The sequence below is a fragment of the Pseudomonas sp. TE3895 genome, assembly GCF_056278855.1.
In genome coordinates, this window is the sequence record NZ_JBWBQE010000001.1 from 4,144,730 (window position 1) to 4,162,632 (window position 17,903).

Consider the following 17,903-nt stretch of genomic DNA (forward strand, 5'->3'; position numbering starts at 1 on the left):
TTTTCCTACAAGACACCAGATATCATTTCTTGCAACTCAACTTCCAATTTCATCGCTCGCTCCATCATACTACTTCTGAAACCAGCGTCAACATCTACTCCACCTTTTTTATACCGAGTCCATTCTGAGTAGGTTTTAGCGCCGCGCGAGGTATTAGCAGTTTCACTCAACCCATGAAAATTAGGCTTGTAATTCAATATCTCGACTTGCTGTTCAAATGTCAATTTATCAAATCCTTTCATTTCTGTAATCGTCTTCATCGGGACGATATGATCAGCATGCAACGGCTTTGTAACTTCCAGCCCCGGCAGCGCTGGATCCTTCATGGGTAATACAACATCCTTATTCACCATCGCCTGGATTTCTCTGCTGGGCGTCTTCGCTCGCAACTTCTGGTAAAGCTGTGGAGATATTCCTTTCTTAGGTGTAAGTGGAGGTGCAGCCCGTCTAACAACTTTAACATTCCCGAGGTTAGAACCGAAACCATGAGACCGGATCTCATATCGGGCGTCAAATGCTCTTCCGCCTTTCGCGCCGATGCCCCCCCCAAGCAGAGCACCACCAAACGCCATCAGCTTCTGGCCATCAGAGCCCTCACCAAAAAGCTCGCCGCCAGCCCAATGTCCAGCCATTCCGCCAGCAATACCACCTGCCAACCCCGCCATCACCAACACTGGACTTGCCAGTACAAAAGCACTAGCCAGCCCCAACGCCATCACCGAACGCTCAAGCCAAACAGGAACTTCCGGGTCAATTGCATCAGTCGTCGCTGTCCCCCCTCCTATACACACATTAGGGGAGCCAGCACTTATTTTTGCATCACAAACTGTCCGGTCACCGACTCGAGCCGCAGGCTGACCATTGATATAAACCGAGTCACTGCCCTGGGCCAATATCTTAGGCCCCCCTGGATGATCCGAACACTCGGCATTATCCAGATGAGCCCTCGCAGCAGGCTTCCCATTTATATAAACGTTACTTGAGCCTGATCGTATTTGCCCTGTTTCACTACAAGCGAAAGATAGGCTACCAATCAGTTGACCGATTCCAGCGCCAGTAGCTGCTCCCGCGCCAACCATCGCGGCTAGCGCTACAGCCCCAAGCCCGCCGGTCCCGATAACGGCAATACCTATGAGTACCGCGCCTGCACCAATTGCTAAGCCAGCAAGCAATCCACCTAAAGCGCTGGAGTGCTCGATTGGATCATCTAATCTCGCAGCAGCCGCAGTCATGCTGATTCGGCCTGTTCAGCATCCCCCTCGTTCGCGGGCAGATAGCGCCGTTGAAGACTTTCAACCAACGTATCGAAAGCACTACGCTCCTCCGCCGTCATGCCTTTGGGACTGTTGCTCGTACCAGTAATTTGCATGAGCAAAGGCCGCTTGTACTCATCCTGATGCAGAAAAATCAGCTGTACTTGATGAACCGGTTGGCCTTGTTGTCGCCAACGAAACTCGACACGTCGGGCCTCCAATCCAGCTACCTCTACCGGGGAAACCGGCTCGATCCACTGAACATGGGACAACGTCTTTTTCAACTCACCAAGCAGTTGTTGCGCAAGCGTCTCCAAGTCCGTACCCGGTTCCACTGGCGAACGCCCCACGACGAACGAGAACGGGCTAGGTCCGATGTCCGTCAGCGTGAAGACGTGAAACGTCTTGTCTTTTAAATTTTCTGGACGAACGAAACTCAATTCATTTGTAAGAAAACGCTCTGGTGGAGGGGGCTCCGCATTGCGAGCCTCCTCTTCTAGACGCTCACGCTCAAGGCATTCTTCGCGTTCGCGCCGTTCAGATAATCGGTCGTAGATGTTTCTACGCATGGGACTTTTCCTTGTCGCTAATCAAGACTTGTTCAAATTGATTATTTTGCTGCCTGCAACGTCCACGGAGATGCCTGACAGGGTAATCGTGCCATCCGATTTCATTTCCAGCTTGCTGCTTCCGACCTCCAACGTGATGGACGTTGCAGCCTTAATTTTCACTGCCCCTTGATCCACCGTCACAAAATACGAACCCTCCTCCACCGCAATACTGGTTTCCAGCTTGATCGTTTCGGAATGTTTGCCTTCGACGTTGATCGTTCGATTCCCGCCCACCTTGAGACTGTCATCTGCCTCAACCTCTGTATCCAGATTGCGCTCGGCGTGCATGATGATCTGCTCAGCACCAGCCTTGTCTTCGAAGCGGAAGAAGTTGGCATTCGACCCTTTGCCCTTCATCGACCGTGTCAGGAAACCACTCTGGGTCTTGTTCGCCGGCAGCGACCATGGCGGGGTGTTGGTGCTGTTGTACAGGCTGCCCATGATCAGCGGCCGGTCCGGGTTGCCGTCCAGGAACACCACCACCACTTCGTCGCCTACGCGTGGGATCTGAATGCTGCCGAAGCCGCCGCTGGCGCCGGACTGGGCGACACGTACCCAGCAAGAGCTGTGATCGTTGTATTTGCCATTGCGGTCCCAGTGGAACTGGATCTTCACCCGGCCCAGTTCGTCGGTGAAGATCTCCTCACCCGGTGGGCCGACGATGATCGCGGTCTGCGGGCCGGCAATGTTCGGCTTGGGCGTACTCAGCTGCGGGCGGAACGGGATCTTCTTGCGCACGCAACTGAAGGTGTTGAAGTAGCTGGCCTGCTGGCCGGTAAGGTAGTTGTTGTGGCCTTCGCTTTCCACGCTCATCAGCAGGAACTGACGGTCTTCTACCGGCCCCTGGTCGTGGATGTAGTGCTGCAGCAGTTCGAAGGTGTAGCCCGGCTTCATGGCCCGGCAGTTGCTGGCGCCTTCAAACTTTTTGCCGCGCAATTCCAGCGCTTCGATACGTAGCCGCAGCAGGGTTTCGCCTTCGTCATAGGTACCGTGGGTGTACTGGCCGGGGAAGTCGTAGATCTCGAAGTTCTCGACATCGCCCTGCTTGTTCACGCTGTTCAGCGCCACCGGCAGGCGGTGGTTCGGTTGGCGGTAGTCAAAGGTTTGCGTGGCCATCTTGCCGGATTGCAGTTGACGGTTGCCGCTCCACTGGGTGATGGAGTCGGCGGTCTCGGTGACGGAGGCGCTGTGGAAGCGGATTTGCGGTTGCTCGGGGATGGCCACCAGCGTGCTGGAGTCATCGCAGATGATCATGGTGTGGCCTTCGGCGGTGTGCTCGAAGTAGTAGAACATCCCCTCTTCCTCCAGCAGGCGCTGGACGAAGTTGAAGTCGGTTTCGCGGTACTGGGTGATGTACGTGTAGCGCTTCTGTGGCCGGGTCAGGCGAAACTCGTGGCGGGAAAACGCCGGGCACAGGGCGAACACTTCGGTAACCACTTCCTCGACCGTGTTGCCCTGGAAGATCCGCGTGTCGAAGCGGTTCTTCAGCATCGAGAACCATGGGTTGAGGGTGGCGGTATAGCGCGCCATGCCGCCGTCGCTGCCGATGCTGGCAAAGCGTGTGAGGTAGCCGGTTATGTACCGCGGGCCGCCTTCGGCCAGTTCGATCTCGATGCTGACGTGCTGGCCCATCATGGATTTGAGCGGCACGCCGGAGTCTTCGCAGACCAGCAGCAGTTCGTAGTTGAACGCCCGCGACGCGGTGATAGCCGCTTGTCATTTCCCTTGGCATCAAAGGCCAGGTTCTCACGTTCCGTATCAAAGCCTGTATTGAGCTCATGCCACCTATACACCGGCTGCCATCTGGACAGTAGACAGGTATCTTCCAGACGGATCCCAAGGCTACTGGGCGACCTCGGTTTTGACAGCTTTTGAATACTTAACGGTGCGTCATCGGACGGTTTGCTTTCGCTCATCTTCTCAATACGCACCTGACGTCATCATTGGTGCCTTTTCCAACGGTCGCTCACCACCAAGCCTTTTGGACGCAGCAGCACCGGGCGGTTTGAAGCCAACTCCTGCAAGCAGACTTCGGGAGACCTACTCCCATCTTTGATGCAGCATCGCTGGCTGACGCCTGCGTTCGTGACACACCCCAATAAAGGATTTTCACGCGATTGCGTGGCTTGTTGAGGAAGACGAAAAGTACCGGGTCGAACACGGCCACCTTAATATCAAGCTCCACCAGAGCGGTCAGTCCATCGATGGATTTCGGAAGTCGACGGGCTTGGGATAGAGGTAAACCTTTTCGACTTTAGCGCCGGGTCGCATCATGGTGAACGGCTCCTGAGAAAATCGGAGCACAGCATCGGGCATCAACAAGCGGCTTTGAATGTGGGGTTCATGGAGCGGGTACGGTCCATGGAGCGCTTACGCCGGTCCGACACGTAATAGGCAAAGCAGTAGGCCGCGCTGTTCTCGTTGACCAGTGCGGTCAGGTGCAGGGCCTTGTCGTACTCGTAGCGGATCCACTCGCCCTTGGCGTCCTGGCGGCTGCTTGGCAGCCCGCGCGAGGTACGCTGCAAACGGGTGGTCTAGCCTTTGCCGTTGGTGTGGCTCAGTACCTGACCAAGGGTGTTGTAGGTGAAGGTTTCTGCAGTGCCGTCCGGGTGCTTGATGCGCAGCACTTCGCCGTTGGGTTTGCGCTCCAGCGAAGTGGTCTGATTCAGCGCATTAGTGACGGTTGTCAGATCAATTAAAAAATAAGAACTTGAAGAAAATGATTGCTCTCTCCAAGTGACCACATGCTACTAATTGTTAAAAAACAAAATCACACAGCAAATGAACCAATTCGATTTTCTTGCCCAACCGAAAACACTAAACCTTACAGCGGCGAACGACGCCATTTATCATAAAAATTCAAAACTTCCTTTTTCTTTATTTTCCAGACACCATCTTTAGAAACCAAATACATCTTGGAGCATGTCTCAGCACCTTTAGTTTGCTGCACTTGAATCGTCAGCGTTTTCTCATCCCCATCCAAAACCTCTAACTCATCAGTCGCAGGATCATAAGTGGCAGGCTTAGTGCACCCAAGATCTATGAGACGCCCATAGTTATACTTGTCCTCAACCGCATACTTATCAAGTATTTCTTCAAGCTTTCTTGCATATTTTTCTTTTAGCTGAGGAAATTCCACCCCCTCCGCCAGGCTTTTTTTACGCTGGTCAAAGAACTCAGTCTCCCAGCAGTTCATTTCCCTCATGAAGGCTACTAGTTCACTAGGAGGATTCATAACTACATTTTCCCTTAGTCATATTAATTCGCAAAAATCTTCGTGAATTTTCTCGCCTTGACGATACACGTCACAGGTTTGACAATGATAAAATCTAGCCCCCAAAAAAACAGACGTCACGTTCATGCCATTCCTAATACAGATTCAACGGCACTAAAGTATTTTTTATCTTCGCCTCTGAAAATATCTACCCCTTCCAAAAAATATGCTTTGCATAAATAATCCAACGCATCTGGATTTTCTTGTTCGTATAGACACTCGCCTAGACGTAGATTTACGAACGCATTCTGTGCGCCGTCCGGGCCGTTGGCGGCTTCAAAAAACTCGCTCAAGGCCCGACTATAGTCCTGCATAAAAAATAGAGCGTCCCCAATACTGGCCTTCAACCAAACGAACGCCTCCCACTGCTCGATGGGTTCAGGCAGTTTGACCAAGGCAGCCGTGAACGCTTCGACAGCATCAGTATATCGACCTTTTTCCATCAGCAGATTACCCTGTTCACTAAGAACCAGTATCTCCTCATGAACCTGATCTGGTAAAAATCCCATTCTTTAACCTTTGAAACCAGCAAAGAAGGCGAGATATTTTTTATCAAATCCCTTGAATGCTCTCTCGCCGCCCATATCGAAAGCTTTTTTCATTTCGTCAAATGCATATCCCTCCTCACCCAACCCGAGAAAACATGCACCAAGAATAATAAAACTGGACGTTTCTCGAGGTGGTTTCGACTCAACCGCCTTGAGCGCCCATATCTTCGCACTTTCATAATCTTGCTGCTTCAAATAGACCTCGGAATTGCATTTTTCGATCCAGTGGGAAAGATCCCACTGCTCTTTTGGGTCGGGAAGCATACTCCACGATTCTTTGTACTTTTCTAAAGCAGCCTGATAAGCCCCTTTCTCTTGCAGTTCATTTCCAGACTCCATAGCCGCTACTATTCTTTGATTCAGCTGCAAGTTCACTTCCGACAAATCTTTCATAAACACCTCAATATTGAAAACTTTCGTGCGGACCAACAATATTATCTGGCGACCGGTAGAACTGATTCAATTTTGCACCTGCCGACCTGTTGTACGAATAATGCTCCAGCTCATAGCTCTTCGGATCAAGCATCCACTTTCTAACCTCCTTAGACTTAGCTCCAAAGAACCCACCTCTATCATTCCAATATGTTACCGCATCATACTTATGTGCCATATCGGCCTCTCGAACCGGATACCACTGCTTATCGGTCGAGCTTTTAAATTCCATCGAGTCACCTTTACCTCTAATTCGACCCTCGCCTCTCATATTTTCAATTACTTTTCGGCCGGTCCTGCTAGATTTGCCAGGAGTTCTGCCCAGATACTCTGTTCGACAGCTTAGCCCCCAAGGATCAATCCATCCAGTGGTACTAGGTGCAAAAATTTATAAATTATCACCACCGAGCAAGCTTATAGGGTCATGAGAAATAAATCGTCCAATTTCAGGATCATAATATCGGAACGTATTGTAATGAAGCGCCGTTTCAACATCAAAGTACTGGCCCTGGAACCGTAGATTCTGCTCGACTTCATTGACCGTCAGTTGCTCAATCGCCCCCCAAGACCGATACGTCGCCTACCAGACGATCCCACCCTCGCTATCCGTCAACTCCAACGGCGTACCAATCTGGTCAGTATGGAAGTAATAAAGCTTCTGCACTTTCCATTCCATCTGATCGACTCGCGCCAATGGCGCATAACTACCCGGCTCATACAGGTACAGAATGCTCTGCCCAGGCGTCTCCTCGCGCAGCATCCTTAGCCCTTGCCAGAGGAAGCGCTTCTGCTCGGTGGTGCCGTTATTTTCCGCCTGCTTGGCCACCCGCCGCCCAAGTCTGTCGTACCGGTACTCGCCTCGGCTTTCCAGCTTGCCATTGACCAACGTCTCCGCCCGCACCAGCCGGCTCTCGCAGTCATAGTTAAAACTCTGCAGCTTGCTATGCCCCGAGCGCTTCTCGATCAGGTTGCCCCACGGGTCGTAGCGGTATTCCTGGTCCCGCAAATGCGTTATCCGGTTGTCCTTGAACTTTGCAAACTGCCACGCATTGAAATCCAGGCGGTTCTCCGCTGTCGTAGCGAAACTCTTCGCTGCCTATCAGCGAGCCGGTATCGCGGCTGCGCAACTGACCATTGGCCTCGTACTCGTATTTGGTCTCTCCACGCAGCTTGTCGAGCGTTCGCACCAGTTCTCCCGCCGGGTCGTACTGATAACGGCGATGAATCGGGTTATAGGCATGCTCCACCAGCAGCGAGGTATTGATACCGGTGTTATGCACCTGCGAGAGTTTGTCGGACGGCAGGGTCGACGCAAACTGCCAGGCCTTGCCCCCCATCGCGTCGTAGCCAAAGCAACTGGTGAGCTTGCCTTGGGTGCGGTACACCTCGCGGTGCAGGTCTCGTAGGTGTATTCCAGCTTTTCTTCCGCGATCCCAAGCTGCTTGCCGATCCCGGTCGGTTGCCGCTCGATGCTCAGCAAACGGTCACCGTCGTCGTATGCGAATGTCTGGCTCGCATCACGGTTGATCTTGGCAACCAAACGACCAATGGCATCACGCTCGAACAGCGTATAGCGCTCGGGCCGCTCTGCATTTTCGCCATAGCCAATCTCATCCAGTCGTGTGAGATGGCCACCGACGTTGTAGCTGAAACGCCGGGTCAGGTTATCCACCCGCACTTCCTCGCTTAGCCGGTCCGACGCGTCATAGGCAAAGCAGTTGGCCGCGCTGTTCTCGTTGACCAGTGCGGTCAGGCGCAAGGCCTTGTCGTACTCATAGCGGAGCCACTCGCTCGTGGCGTCCTGGCGGCTCTTAGCAGCCCCCGCGAGATACGCTACAATCGAGTAGCCTGGCCTTTGCCATCGCGGGGACCCAGTACTTGGCTGAGGTTATTATTGGGATAGGAAACCAATATTCAGATCCATGCCTACTTCACTTATAAATGACACCTAAGACAAGACATTAATCATCTTCACCTAAGCCCTAAAGATAGCAAACCTTGCCCCAACTCATAAAAATTGCGCAACGATACAACTACAAACCACTTATTCGACAACTTTCAACCAACATACACCTACATAGAAGCCAGCCAAAATAAATTCACTACAACTCAAAGCTCCCTAATCGCTTGCCTAATCGAGTCAACAAAAAACTCCTCAAAACTTTGATAAATTACATTTTTTTCTTTGGTTCGCTTGAACGAAAGCTGAGTTTCAACTATGACCGGCTCGCCAGTAGCTCCGAGAGTCGAGACATCTATGGAATAAATCGGACCATAGCCAGAAGCTTTCACTACAATCATCGACTCATTTGCATCGCCATCAGCTCTAGCACTTTTTGTGGCAAAAACCACGTTAGGAACAGACGTTGCACCAATACCGCTCTTGGTTATACCATAGTAAGTATCACCCGCAAACGACAGCGCACCATATTTCTTCAAAAACAGTTTATATGATAATGGAAAATTAACACCAAGAGCTTTCTCAAAGTCTGCTATCGCTTCATCCGATGCCCCCCCTGCGTATGCGGGGTCTTCCCCGCTGGCGTTGATTTCAGATTCTATAATATCTATATAGCTCATTTTATATCCTCAAAAATCCAAGGCTCTGGCTTTCCAATAAGATTTCTTCCAAGTATTGAATGGACCGCGATTCATGCTTGGCGGCGCGCTGTTATAAACACGTCTTAATCCATCACTTCCCACCCAACTTTTATCCCACTGGTTAGAATATATATGCACCACCCTGTCGTGCTTAGAATGGAAACTGCTTAGAACCTCAGCCATCGGACCAGGTTCATCTTGGGTAAGATGATGAAGATTTACTTCTTTCCCATCCTTACCGATAGGCGCGTCCCCCTTCTTCATTCTCTGTATGTTAGTACGCCCCAGCTCATCCACACGATGCGGATCAAATATATCATTACGCTGATAAACTTTCCGGCCCGCTACACTTTTCGGTGTCCAGCATGCCCACCCAAGCGGGTCAACCCAAGAAATAGGATTAGGGGCAAATCCATAAAAATTAATCCCCCCACTTAAACCAATTGGGTCTTGGGTCGTAAATCTTCCTACTTCGGAGTCATAATATCGGAAAGTATTGTAGTGCAAATAGCTTTCACAATCAAAGTACTGCCCTTGAGATCTAAGGTTCTGCTCAACCTCACTAACAGCTAGCTGGTCTACAGCCCCCCAAGAACGGTAAGTAGCCTGCCAAACAATCTCACCCTCGCTATCGGTCAGCTCCAACGGGGTACCAATCTGGTCCGTATGGAAGTAATAGACCTTCTGCTCTTCCCCTTCAACTTGATCGACCCGCGCTAACGGCGCATAGCTACCCGGCTCGTACAGGTACAAGATGCTCTTCGCAGGCGTTTCCTCCCGCAGCATCCTCAGCCCCTGCCAGAGGAAGCGCTTCTGTTCGACCTCGCCATTGATTTCAGCCTGCTTGGCTATTCGCCTCCCCAAGCTGTCGTAACGATACTCGCCTTGGCTTTCCAGCTTGCCATTGACCAACGTCTCCGCCCGCACCAGCCGATTCTCACAGTCATAGGCGAAGTGCTGCAGCTTGCTGTGCCCAGAGCGTTTCTCGATCAGGTTGCCCCACGGATCGTAGCGGTATTCCTGGTCCCGCCACTGTTTGATCCGGTTGTCCTTGACCTTGGTAAACTGCTGCGCATTGAGATCCAAGCGGTTGGCTGCCGCGTCGTAGCGGAATTCTTCGCTACCGACCAGCGAGCCGGTATCTCGGCTGCGCAATTGGCCATTGGCTTCGTACTCGTACTTGATCTCGCCACGTAGCTTGTCGAGGGTACGCACCAGTTCACCGGCCGGGTCGTACTGGTAACGGCGGTGGATCGGGTTGTAGGCGTGCTCGACCAGCAACGAGGTATTGATGCCGGTGTTGTGCACCTGCGAAAGCTTGTCGGCCGGCAAGGTCGAGGCAAACTGCCAGGCCTTGCGCCCCATGGCGTCATAACCGAAGCAACTGGTGAGCTTGCCCTGGGTGCGGTACACCTCACGATGCAGGTCATTGCGCTCCATGTCGCTGATCACCTGGCCGTCCAGGTTCGCTGGTGCAGGTGTCCGCTGCCGTATTACAAGTAGTTGGACTTTCGATCATCCGTCGGGGCGTACTGGTGACGGCGATGGATCGAATTGTAAGCGTAGTCTACCAGCAGCGACGTTAACGCCGAGGCGGTTGGAGATCTTATCGCTGTTCAATTCAAGCGAACAACCGGGATGACTCCGGTTGCTTAGTATAATTCATTCGAAATACCATTAGGAAAATCCTGAATAATCTCTTTTGGCACAGAGCGTAGAACGGGCGCTCTCAATAGACTTCATTAAATGTTTTGCTGGCCCCACTTAAAGGCAGCAGGACCAGAAGAACACACTTGCTGTTAAAGATTAAACTTGGATTTCGGTCTAAATATTGAAATGCTCTTTCACGTCTTTGTCGCCCATAGGGGAATAGGATGGATAATCACACTTACTTCCTACCAAAGAGCTCTCATTATCAAAAATATCAACAAGCTTGACATTATCGGCTACACCGTACACATACCTCACCGACTCTTGTTTTGACGGCCTATAATCTAAATCGTGAGCAACAATTCTCCAGTCACCCTCAGCTTTACGATCAAAAAGCGAATAAGAATCTAATATGACAGGGTCACCTAAGCGCTTGAAAGAAAGTGAATCAACCGCTGGGACATTAAGAACCTTGTCAAAAATCTCCACTACATGGCCAAGGCTATTTTGGGTTATAATGCGACCAACCCCATATTTTTTGGAGTCTAAAGCAAAGCAAAATATATCCCCGCTTTTTATTTTTTTATAACTTGTTTTGATCTTTTTGTCCCACTCATAAACCTCAAGTGACGTCATCCGCAACCTCCTTTCAATGCAGCAGTTTTCTTGGCGAAATTACTTTCGAAATTAGCTTGGCGAGCTGGAGCTCTCGTAGTATTTGCATGATCATATGAGTTGATCTTGTTTCCGCGATTTTTATGTGAGATCTCTTCGCCTACTATGCCAGTTTTTGTCTCATAGTGTTCAATATAGGCCTGTTCAAAACCTCGTGCTTCCCCATAGGTAATACTTTTGTCAAGAGGCTCCATCCTCGCCCCAGGGCTTAGTCTGTTACTGCCAGCATGCTCTGCTCTACGTCGTGATAGATCATCAGTGATTCCCACATAATAGGGTTTATCACTCCCCTTATCAAACAAGCCATAAACATTATACCCCGGCGCTTGTTCGTGGACCCAGCCAAGAGGGTCGATCCAAGTGACCGGATTAGGTGCGTACCTATAAAGATTATCACTACCATCCAACCCAATTGGATCTTGCGAGATAAATCTCCCTACTCCCGGATCATAATAACGAAAAGTATTGTAATGGAGATTAATCTCTTTATCGAAATATTGCCCTTGCAGCCGCAAATTTTGCTCAGTGATATCCACCACAAGTTCATCGATTTCGGCCCATGAGCGATACGTCGCCTGCCAAACGATCTGCCCGTCACTGTCCGTCAGTTCCAGCGGCGTACCAATCTGGTCAGTATGGAAGTAATAGACCTTCTGTCCTTCCCCTTCAACCTGATCAACCCGCGCCAACGGCGCATAGCTACCCGGCTCGTACAGGTACAGAATGTTCTGCCCAGGCGTTTCCTCCCGCAGCATCCTTAGCCCTTGCCAGAGGAAGCGCTTCTGCTCGACCTCGCCATTGATTTCAGCCTGCTTGGCTATTCGCCTCCCCAAGCTGTCGTAACGATACTCGCCTTGGCTTTCCAGCTTGCCATTGACCAACGTCTCCGCCCGCACCAGCCGGTTCTCGCAGTCATAGCTGAAGTGCTGCAGCTTGCTGTGCCCCGAGCGCTTCTCGATCTGGTTGCCCCACGGGTCGTAGCGGTACTCCTGATCCCGCCACTGCTTGATCCGGTTGTCCTTGACCTTGTCGAACTGCCGCGCATTGAAGTCCAGGCAGTTGGCTGCCGGGTCGTAGCGGAACTCCTCGCTGCCGATCAACGAGCCAGTATCACGACTGCGCAACTGGCCGTTGGCTTCGTATTCGTACTTGATCTCGCCGCGTAGCTTGTCCAGCGTACGCACCAGTTCACCCGCCGGGTCGTACTGATAACGGCGGTGGATCGGGTTGTAGGCGTGCTCCACCAGCAACGAGGTATTCACACCGGTATTGTGCACTTGCGAGAGCTTGTCGGCCGGCAAGGTCGAGGCAAACTGCCAGGCCTTGCGCCCCATGGCGTCATAACCGAAGCAACTGGTGAGCTTGCCCTGGGTCCGGTACACCTCGCGGTGCAGGTCATCGCGCTCCATGTCGCTGATCACCTGACCATCCAGGTTCAGCTGGTGCAGGTGGCCACTGCCGTAATACAGGTGATTGACCTTACGCCCATCCGGCAGGGTCAGCGTGGTCAGGTTGCTGAGCGGGTCGTACTCGTAGGCTAGCGTCCCTTCGGGGGTGATTTCTTGGGTCAGCCGGCCGAGCAGATCGTAGGTGTATTCCAGCTTTTCTTCCGTGATCCCAAGCTGCTTGCCGATCCCGCTCGGTTGCCGCTCGATGCTCAGCAACCGGTCACCGTCGTCATATGCGAATGTCTGGCTCGCATCACGGTTGATCTTGGCAACCAAACGGCCAATGGCATCACGCTCGAACAGCGTATGGCGCTCGGGCCGCTCGGCATTTTCGCCATAGCCAATCTCATCCAGTCGTGTGAGATGGCCGCCGACGTCGTAGCTGAAACGCCGGGTCAGGTTATCCACCCGCACTTCTTCGCTCAGCCGGTCCGAAGCGTCGTAGGCAAAGCTGCACGTGGCGTTGTTTTCGTTGACCAGTGCGGTCAGGCGCTGCGCTTTGTCATGCTAGTAGCGAATCCACTGGCTCTTGGCGTGCTGGCGGCTGTTCACGCGAACTACACTGCAACCGTGAGGTCTGGACCTTGCATTTACGTCAAGGAAATCGCTGTTCTTCATAACCATTAGGGAAGACATTTATTATACTCACCAACTCGCCGGACTCATATTTAAAGCTCACTTCAAAGTCACTAAATGCAGATTCAATATGCTCTTTTTGCCGAACATGTATTTTTTCTAGGCGATTATCAGCGTAGACATAATTTGACTCACTGCATCCGTACTGACCCCAATTCATATCTTTCACCACCGCTCCCTCTTCAAGCAATGAAATCGAGATATTCCTAAGTTTTCCGGTGCTGGTAAAATGGACCCGCTCAATACCTCCGCCGCTATAGCGGTAGAATTCCTTATTGATAATTTTTTCAGACTGCCCATAAATCTCCACAAAAACCACTTTGTCATACTCATCCAAATGATACAGATGAGTATTTTTTATATGAGCTGGAATTTTCTTCAAGGCTTTTCCTTTTTTAAATCCGGCCCGCTCGATTTCATATGGGCTGACGTTATATAGCGGCCCCTTGCTTATTACTATTCTTCTCGATTTGTATAAAGCCTCAGACAAACAAGAAGACAGGACCTCCTCAGCTCGCGATTCAATTTCTAGATATTTTCTTTCAAGATCTTTTAAGTTATTCATGCTTTTATCCAGCCTAGAATATTCCGCGGGCAATTTCAGAGTTGATCTTGTTCAACTCACTCAAGAAGTCACCACTGTTATTTATATCGCCCAAGCGATCAAAGACCTTCTGCTTATAAGCATTGGTGTGAATGCTTGCATGATTGGGCAAGGTGCTGCCAGGAGGAAGCTTAACTTTACTATTCGAGGGTAGGAAAATGCCATTTTCCGCAGCATTGATATCTATCCTCAAGCGCTCCATTTTAGTTTGAAGCGCCACCATTCTCACATCACTCGAGTTAGACATGACAATATGGTGCGCCGAGTTCTTAAACGCAGGCTCGGACTTACCCGCTGCCACCATATTAGCCCTAAGTGCTTTAGCATCAGTCGAGCATGTCAACCCCCAAGGATCAATCCATATCATAGGATTCACTGCGTACTGATATAGATTCAAACTACCCGTTAGCCCGATCGGGTCTTGAGTAATAAAGCGACCTGATTCAGAATCATAAAATCGGTAGATGTTGTAGTTAAGCCCCGTTTCGCCATCGAAGTACTGACCCTGAAAGCGTAAGTTCTGCTCAATCTTACTAGCAGACAGTTGCTCTACCGCCCCCCAAGAGCGGTACGTCGCCTGCCAAACAACCTCACCCAGGCTGTCCGTCAGCTCCAGCGGCGTACCAATCTGGTCCGTATGGAAGTAATAGACCTTCTGCCCTTCCCCTTCAACCTGATCAACCCGCGCCAACGGCGCATAGCTACCCGGCTCGTACAGGTACAGAATGTTCTGCCCAGGCGTTTCCTCCCGCAGCATCCTTAGCCCTTGCCAGAGGAAGCGCTTCTGCTCGACCTCGCCATTGATTTCAGCCTGCTTGGCTATTCGCCTCCCCAAGCTGTCGTAACGATACTCGCCTTGGCTTTCCAGCTTGCCATTGACCAACGTCTCCGCCCGCACCAGCCGGTTCTCGCAGTCATAGCTGAAGTGCTGCAGCTTGCTGTGCCCCGAGCGCTTCTCGATCTGGTTGCCCCACGGGTCGTAGCGGTACTCCTGATCCCGCCACTGCTTGATCCGGTTGTCCTTGACCTTGTCGAACTGCCGCGCATTGAAGTCCAGGCGGTTGGCTGCCGGGTCGTAGCGGAACTCCTCGCTGCCGATCAACGAGCCAGTATCACGACTGCGCAACTGGCCGTTGGCTTCGTATTCGTACTTGATCTCGCCGCGTAGCTTGTCCAGCGTACGCACCAGTTCACCCGCCGGGTCGTACTGATAACGGCGGTGGATCGGGTTGTAGGCGTGCTCCACCAGCAACGAGGTATTCACACCGGTATTGTGCACTTGCGAGAGCTTGTCGGCCGGCAAGGTCGAGGCAAACTGCCAGGCCTTGCGCCCCATGGCGTCATAACCGAAGCAACTGGTGAGCTTGCCCTGGGTCCGGTACACCTCGCGGTGCAGGTCATCGCGCTCCATGTCGCTGATCACCTGACCATCCAGGTTCAGCTGGTGCAGGTGGCCACTGCCGTAATACAGGTGATTGACCTTACGCCCATCCGGCAGGGTCAGCGTGGTCAGGTTGCTGAGCGGGTCGTACTCGTAGCCAAGCGTGCCGTCAGGGGTGATTTCTTTGGTCAGACGGCCGAGCAGATCGTAGGTGTATTCCAGCTTTTCTTCTGTGATCCCAAGCTGCTTGCCGATCCCGGTCGGTTGCCGCTCGATGCTCAGCAGCCGGTCGCCGTCGTCGTAGACGAAGTCTTGCCGCGCATCGCTATTGAGCTTGGCAATCAAACGGCCAATGGCATCACGCTCAAAGAGCGTATGGCGCTCGGGCCGCTCGGCATTTTCGCCATAGCCAATCTCATCCAGTCGTGTGAGATGGCCACCGACGTTGTAGCTGAAACGCCGGGTCAGGTTATCCACCCGCACTTCTTCGCTCAGCCGGTCCGAAGCGTCGTAGGCAAAGCTGTACGTGGCGTTGTTCTCGTTGACCAGCGCGGTCAGGCGAATGGCCTTGTCGTACTCGTAGCGAACCCGCTGGCCCTTGGCATCCTGGCGGCTGCTCGGCAGGCCACGGGCCGTGCGCATCAGGCGGGTGGTCTGGCCCTTGCCGTCGGTGTGGCTGAGCACCTGACCGTAGACGTTGTAGGTGAAGCTTTCCGTGGTGCCGTCCGGGTGGCTGATGCGCAGCACTTCGCCGTCGGGCTTGCGCTCCAGCGTGGTGGTCTGGTTCAGCGCATCGGTCACCGCCACCAGGTGCTGGCGTTCGTCATAGCGGTAGTACGTACTCTTGCCCGAGCAGTCCTGGTAGCGCTCGACCTGGGCCAGGGTGTTCCACCACAGGTACTTGGACTTGTAGGTCGCATCAATGATCGTGTGCGGCAGGCCGTCATCGCTGTTCAGGTACTCGGTCATCTGGCCGAGGGCATCGAATTCGGCGAGCAGGTTGCCCTTGTCGTCGTAACGCGCTCGCCAGGTGCTGCCATCCGGGTAGCTGACCTTAGTCACCAGCGTGGTCAGGTGGTGATACTCGTAAACGGTCTTGCGCCCCAGCGGGTCGGTCTCTTCGAGCAGTCGGGAGAATTCGTCGTACTTGAATTGCAGGCGGTTACCGTCCGGCAAGGTCAGGCCAACCATGTTGCCCTGCTCGTCCAGTTCGATGGCATAGCGTTCGCCACCGTAGTCGCGGCTGGCGACCACGCGGTGGTCGGCGTTGTACTGCACTTCCAGCTCGCGGCCGAGCACGTCGGTGGCCCAGCTGGTGCGGCTATCGAGATCGTAGCGGAAGTGGTAGTGCTCGCCGTCGCTGGTCCAGTGTTCGACCACGCGCGGCTTGTCGCCCAGGGTTTGCCAACGGTAGTGGCAGCCCAGCCCCAGCGCGTTGCTGTGGGTCACCATCAGGCCGTCGGCGTAGCTGAAGCTGCGCACGGTGTCGCCGTTGCGGTTGATCACCGCGCTCAGCTGGCCGTGTTCGTCGTAGCGGTACTGGGTAAGCGTTTCCACCGCTTCGTTGTTCACCACGCGCTTGATGTCGGTCAGGCGACCCAGCGGGTTGTCGTAGTGCAAGTGCACGCGGGTGCCGCCGGTGGCGCTGATGTCGGTCAGTGTGCCGTCGGGCGTGCGAGTGAAGTGCAGGAAGTGGCCGAGGACGTTCTCGATACGCTGCAGCGGCACTTCGGTGTTGGTGTCTGGCACTTCGCCGAAGTAGAAGAACAGGTTATCCAGGGTCTGCAGGATGTAGTGGCCGCCCTCGGTGCACACCAGGTACACCTGCTCGTGCGGGTTGTAGATGCGCTGCCCCGGTTGCAGGGTCACGAACGGGACTTCGCGGCCCTGGTTGTCGGTGAGGTAGATGAATGCCCCCTGGCGGCGCAGGCTCTGCTCCCAGGGCAGCACCCAGCCGCGGCCGAGTACGCTATCGACCGTCAGGTCGCTGGCGTAGAAGCGCGACCACTCGATCGGCATCAGGCCCGGCAGGCTGAAGTCGATTTCATCGGGGATCAGCTTGCGGCCCGTCGTGAGGTCGACGGGGTTGCCGACCAGGCCGCCGATAGCCTTGCGGGCCACGGGCTCGACCACGTAACGGCTGGCCACCTCACCGGCGACGAAGCCGGCCGTGAACTTCAGCGCGCAAGGCATGACGGCTTTCATGCCGGCCTGGGTACCCGCCTTGATCAGCTGGGCGATACCGCCTGCGGCACCGGCGATGGCCATCAGCACATCCACGGTGGTGCGCAGCCACTCCGGGACTTCATCGTCCACGGGCAGGTAACGGTAGGTGCCGCCGCCGATGATGACGTTGTCCGAACCACCGGAAATGGTGGCGCCACAGGTCAGCTTGTCGCCCTTGCGCGCGGCGGCGACGCTGTTGATGAAGACGTTGGTCGAGCCTTCGGCAATCTGCACCGGCCCCGGGTGCTTGTCGCAGGCACCGATGCTTTTTTCGACGCGTGCGGCCTTGCGGCTGTTGATGAACACGTTGGGTGAGGCAGTGGTTATCGTCCCTGAGGGGGACGAGAACATACTGCCTATCGCCTCTCCGGCGGCAGTCAGCAAGCTGCCCCCGATGCCGGCTGCGAGGCCGGCCAGCAAGGCCACGCCGAACCCGCAGGTGAACGTGGCGATGGCCACCGTGGCCACCAGCGCAATCCCCAGGGCGGCCCCGATCAGGAAGCCCCCCAGCGCGCTGGTGTGCGATATCTCGTCGCCGAACCTGGCCGCTTCGAACATGAGGGG

The 17,903-nt window shown here is 53.5% G+C and carries 12 protein-coding genes and 5 pseudogenes; all 17 read right to left on the reverse strand.

Features of this window, described 5'->3' with window-relative positions:
• Window positions 1–5: 5 nt before the first annotated feature.
• Window positions 6–1,232 carry a PAAR domain-containing protein gene (locus ACZ889_RS18620; protein WP_088512117.1) on the reverse strand — a complete coding sequence of 409 codons (1,227 nt, stop codon included), beginning with the start codon at window positions 1,230–1,232 and terminating at the stop codon, window positions 6–8.
• The gene (locus ACZ889_RS18625; RefSeq protein WP_476257668.1) at window positions 1,229–1,822 is read right to left on the reverse strand and encodes a DcrB-related protein; all 594 of its coding nucleotides are present in this window, start codon (window positions 1,820–1,822) and stop codon (window positions 1,229–1,231) included. Before ACZ889_RS18625 ends, ACZ889_RS18620 begins: the two co-directional genes overlap by 4 nt.
• Window positions 1,823–1,843: 21 nt before the next feature.
• Window positions 1,844–3,562: pseudogene (gene tssI / locus ACZ889_RS18630) on the reverse strand (type VI secretion system tip protein TssI/VgrG); the annotation flags it as partial.
• Between the two features lie 268 nt (window positions 3,563–3,830).
• A complete protein-coding gene (locus tag ACZ889_RS18635) occupies window positions 3,831–4,049 on the reverse strand; it encodes a hypothetical protein (RefSeq protein ID WP_476257669.1) in 219 nt (72 codons plus the stop codon).
• A gap of 190 nt (window positions 4,050–4,239) precedes the next feature.
• Window positions 4,240–4,554, reverse strand: a pseudogene (locus ACZ889_RS18640) (hypothetical protein); the annotation flags it as partial.
• A gap of 134 nt (window positions 4,555–4,688) precedes the next feature.
• Complete coding sequence (locus tag ACZ889_RS18645; RefSeq protein WP_476257670.1) at window positions 4,689–5,099, reverse strand: NTF2 fold immunity protein; 411 nt, start codon at window positions 5,097–5,099, stop codon at window positions 4,689–4,691.
• A gap of 122 nt (window positions 5,100–5,221) precedes the next feature.
• Complete coding sequence (locus ACZ889_RS18650; protein WP_476257671.1) at window positions 5,222–5,647, reverse strand: tetratricopeptide repeat protein; 426 nt, start codon at window positions 5,645–5,647, stop codon at window positions 5,222–5,224.
• Between the two features lie 3 nt (window positions 5,648–5,650).
• The gene (locus tag ACZ889_RS18655; protein ID WP_476257672.1) at window positions 5,651–6,079 is read right to left on the reverse strand and encodes a hypothetical protein; all 429 of its coding nucleotides are present in this window, start codon (window positions 6,077–6,079) and stop codon (window positions 5,651–5,653) included.
• Between the two features lie 7 nt (window positions 6,080–6,086).
• Entirely contained in the window at window positions 6,087–6,350 is a 264-nt protein-coding gene (locus ACZ889_RS18660) for a hypothetical protein (protein WP_476258042.1), read from the reverse strand.
• Window positions 6,351–6,446: 96 nt separating this feature from the next.
• A pseudogene (locus ACZ889_RS18665) lies at window positions 6,447–8,011 on the reverse strand (RHS repeat-associated core domain-containing protein); the annotation flags it as partial.
• Between the two features lie 216 nt (window positions 8,012–8,227).
• Window positions 8,228–8,698 (reverse strand): SMI1/KNR4 family protein, encoded by a 471-nt coding sequence (locus ACZ889_RS18670; RefSeq protein ID WP_121783545.1) that lies wholly within the window; start codon window positions 8,696–8,698, stop codon window positions 8,228–8,230.
• Between the two features lie 9 nt (window positions 8,699–8,707).
• Window positions 8,708–8,983, reverse strand: coding sequence for an HNH/ENDO VII family nuclease (locus ACZ889_RS18675; protein ID WP_240459597.1), 276 nt, complete (start codon window positions 8,981–8,983; stop codon window positions 8,708–8,710).
• A gap of 99 nt (window positions 8,984–9,082) precedes the next feature.
• Window positions 9,083–10,239, reverse strand: a pseudogene (locus ACZ889_RS18680) (RHS repeat-associated core domain-containing protein); the annotation flags it as partial.
• A 304-nt stretch (window positions 10,240–10,543) separates the two neighbouring features.
• Window positions 10,544–11,005 carry an Imm26 family immunity protein gene (locus ACZ889_RS18685; RefSeq protein WP_476257673.1) on the reverse strand — a complete coding sequence of 154 codons (462 nt, stop codon included), beginning with the start codon at window positions 11,003–11,005 and terminating at the stop codon, window positions 10,544–10,546.
• A gap of 379 nt (window positions 11,006–11,384) precedes the next feature.
• Window positions 11,385–13,041, reverse strand: a pseudogene (locus ACZ889_RS18690) (RHS repeat-associated core domain-containing protein); the annotation flags it as partial.
• Window positions 13,042–13,087: 46 nt separating this feature from the next.
• Entirely contained in the window at window positions 13,088–13,693 is a 606-nt protein-coding gene (locus tag ACZ889_RS18695; protein ID WP_476257674.1) for a hypothetical protein, read from the reverse strand.
• Between the two features lie 13 nt (window positions 13,694–13,706).
• Window positions 13,707–17,897, reverse strand: a complete 4,191-nt coding sequence (locus ACZ889_RS18700) for an RHS repeat-associated core domain-containing protein (RefSeq protein WP_476257675.1) — start codon at window positions 17,895–17,897, stop codon at window positions 13,707–13,709.
• Window positions 17,898–17,903 lie beyond the last annotated feature (6 nt).

Excerpts from the sequence above, each read along its gene's own strand:
- ACZ889_RS18620 (WP_088512117.1), bottom strand. The coding sequence starts at position 1,232 with ATGACTGCGGCTGCTGCGAGATTAGATGATCCAATCGAGCACTCCAGC.
- ACZ889_RS18625 (WP_476257668.1), bottom strand. The coding sequence starts at position 1,822 with ATGCGTAGAAACATCTACGACCGATTATCTGAACGGCGCGAACGCGAA.
- ACZ889_RS18645 (WP_476257670.1), bottom strand. The coding sequence starts at position 5,099 with ATGAATCCTCCTAGTGAACTAGTAGCCTTCATGAGGGAAATGAACTGC.
- ACZ889_RS18650 (WP_476257671.1), bottom strand. The coding sequence starts at position 5,647 with ATGGGATTTTTACCAGATCAGGTTCATGAGGAGATACTGGTTCTTAGT.
- ACZ889_RS18655 (WP_476257672.1), bottom strand. The coding sequence starts at position 6,079 with ATGAAAGATTTGTCGGAAGTGAACTTGCAGCTGAATCAAAGAATAGTA.
- ACZ889_RS18660 (WP_476258042.1), bottom strand. The coding sequence starts at position 6,350 with ATGGAATTTAAAAGCTCGACCGATAAGCAGTGGTATCCGGTTCGAGAG.
- ACZ889_RS18670 (WP_121783545.1), bottom strand. The coding sequence starts at position 8,698 with ATGAGCTATATAGATATTATAGAATCTGAAATCAACGCCAGCGGGGAA.
- ACZ889_RS18675 (WP_240459597.1), bottom strand. The coding sequence starts at position 8,983 with ATGAAGAAGGGGGACGCGCCTATCGGTAAGGATGGGAAAGAAGTAAAT.
- ACZ889_RS18685 (WP_476257673.1), bottom strand. The coding sequence starts at position 11,005 with ATGACGTCACTTGAGGTTTATGAGTGGGACAAAAAGATCAAAACAAGT.
- ACZ889_RS18695 (WP_476257674.1), bottom strand. The coding sequence starts at position 13,693 with ATGAATAACTTAAAAGATCTTGAAAGAAAATATCTAGAAATTGAATCG.
- ACZ889_RS18700 (WP_476257675.1), bottom strand. The coding sequence starts at position 17,897 with ATGTTCGAAGCGGCCAGGTTCGGCGACGAGATATCGCACACCAGCGCG.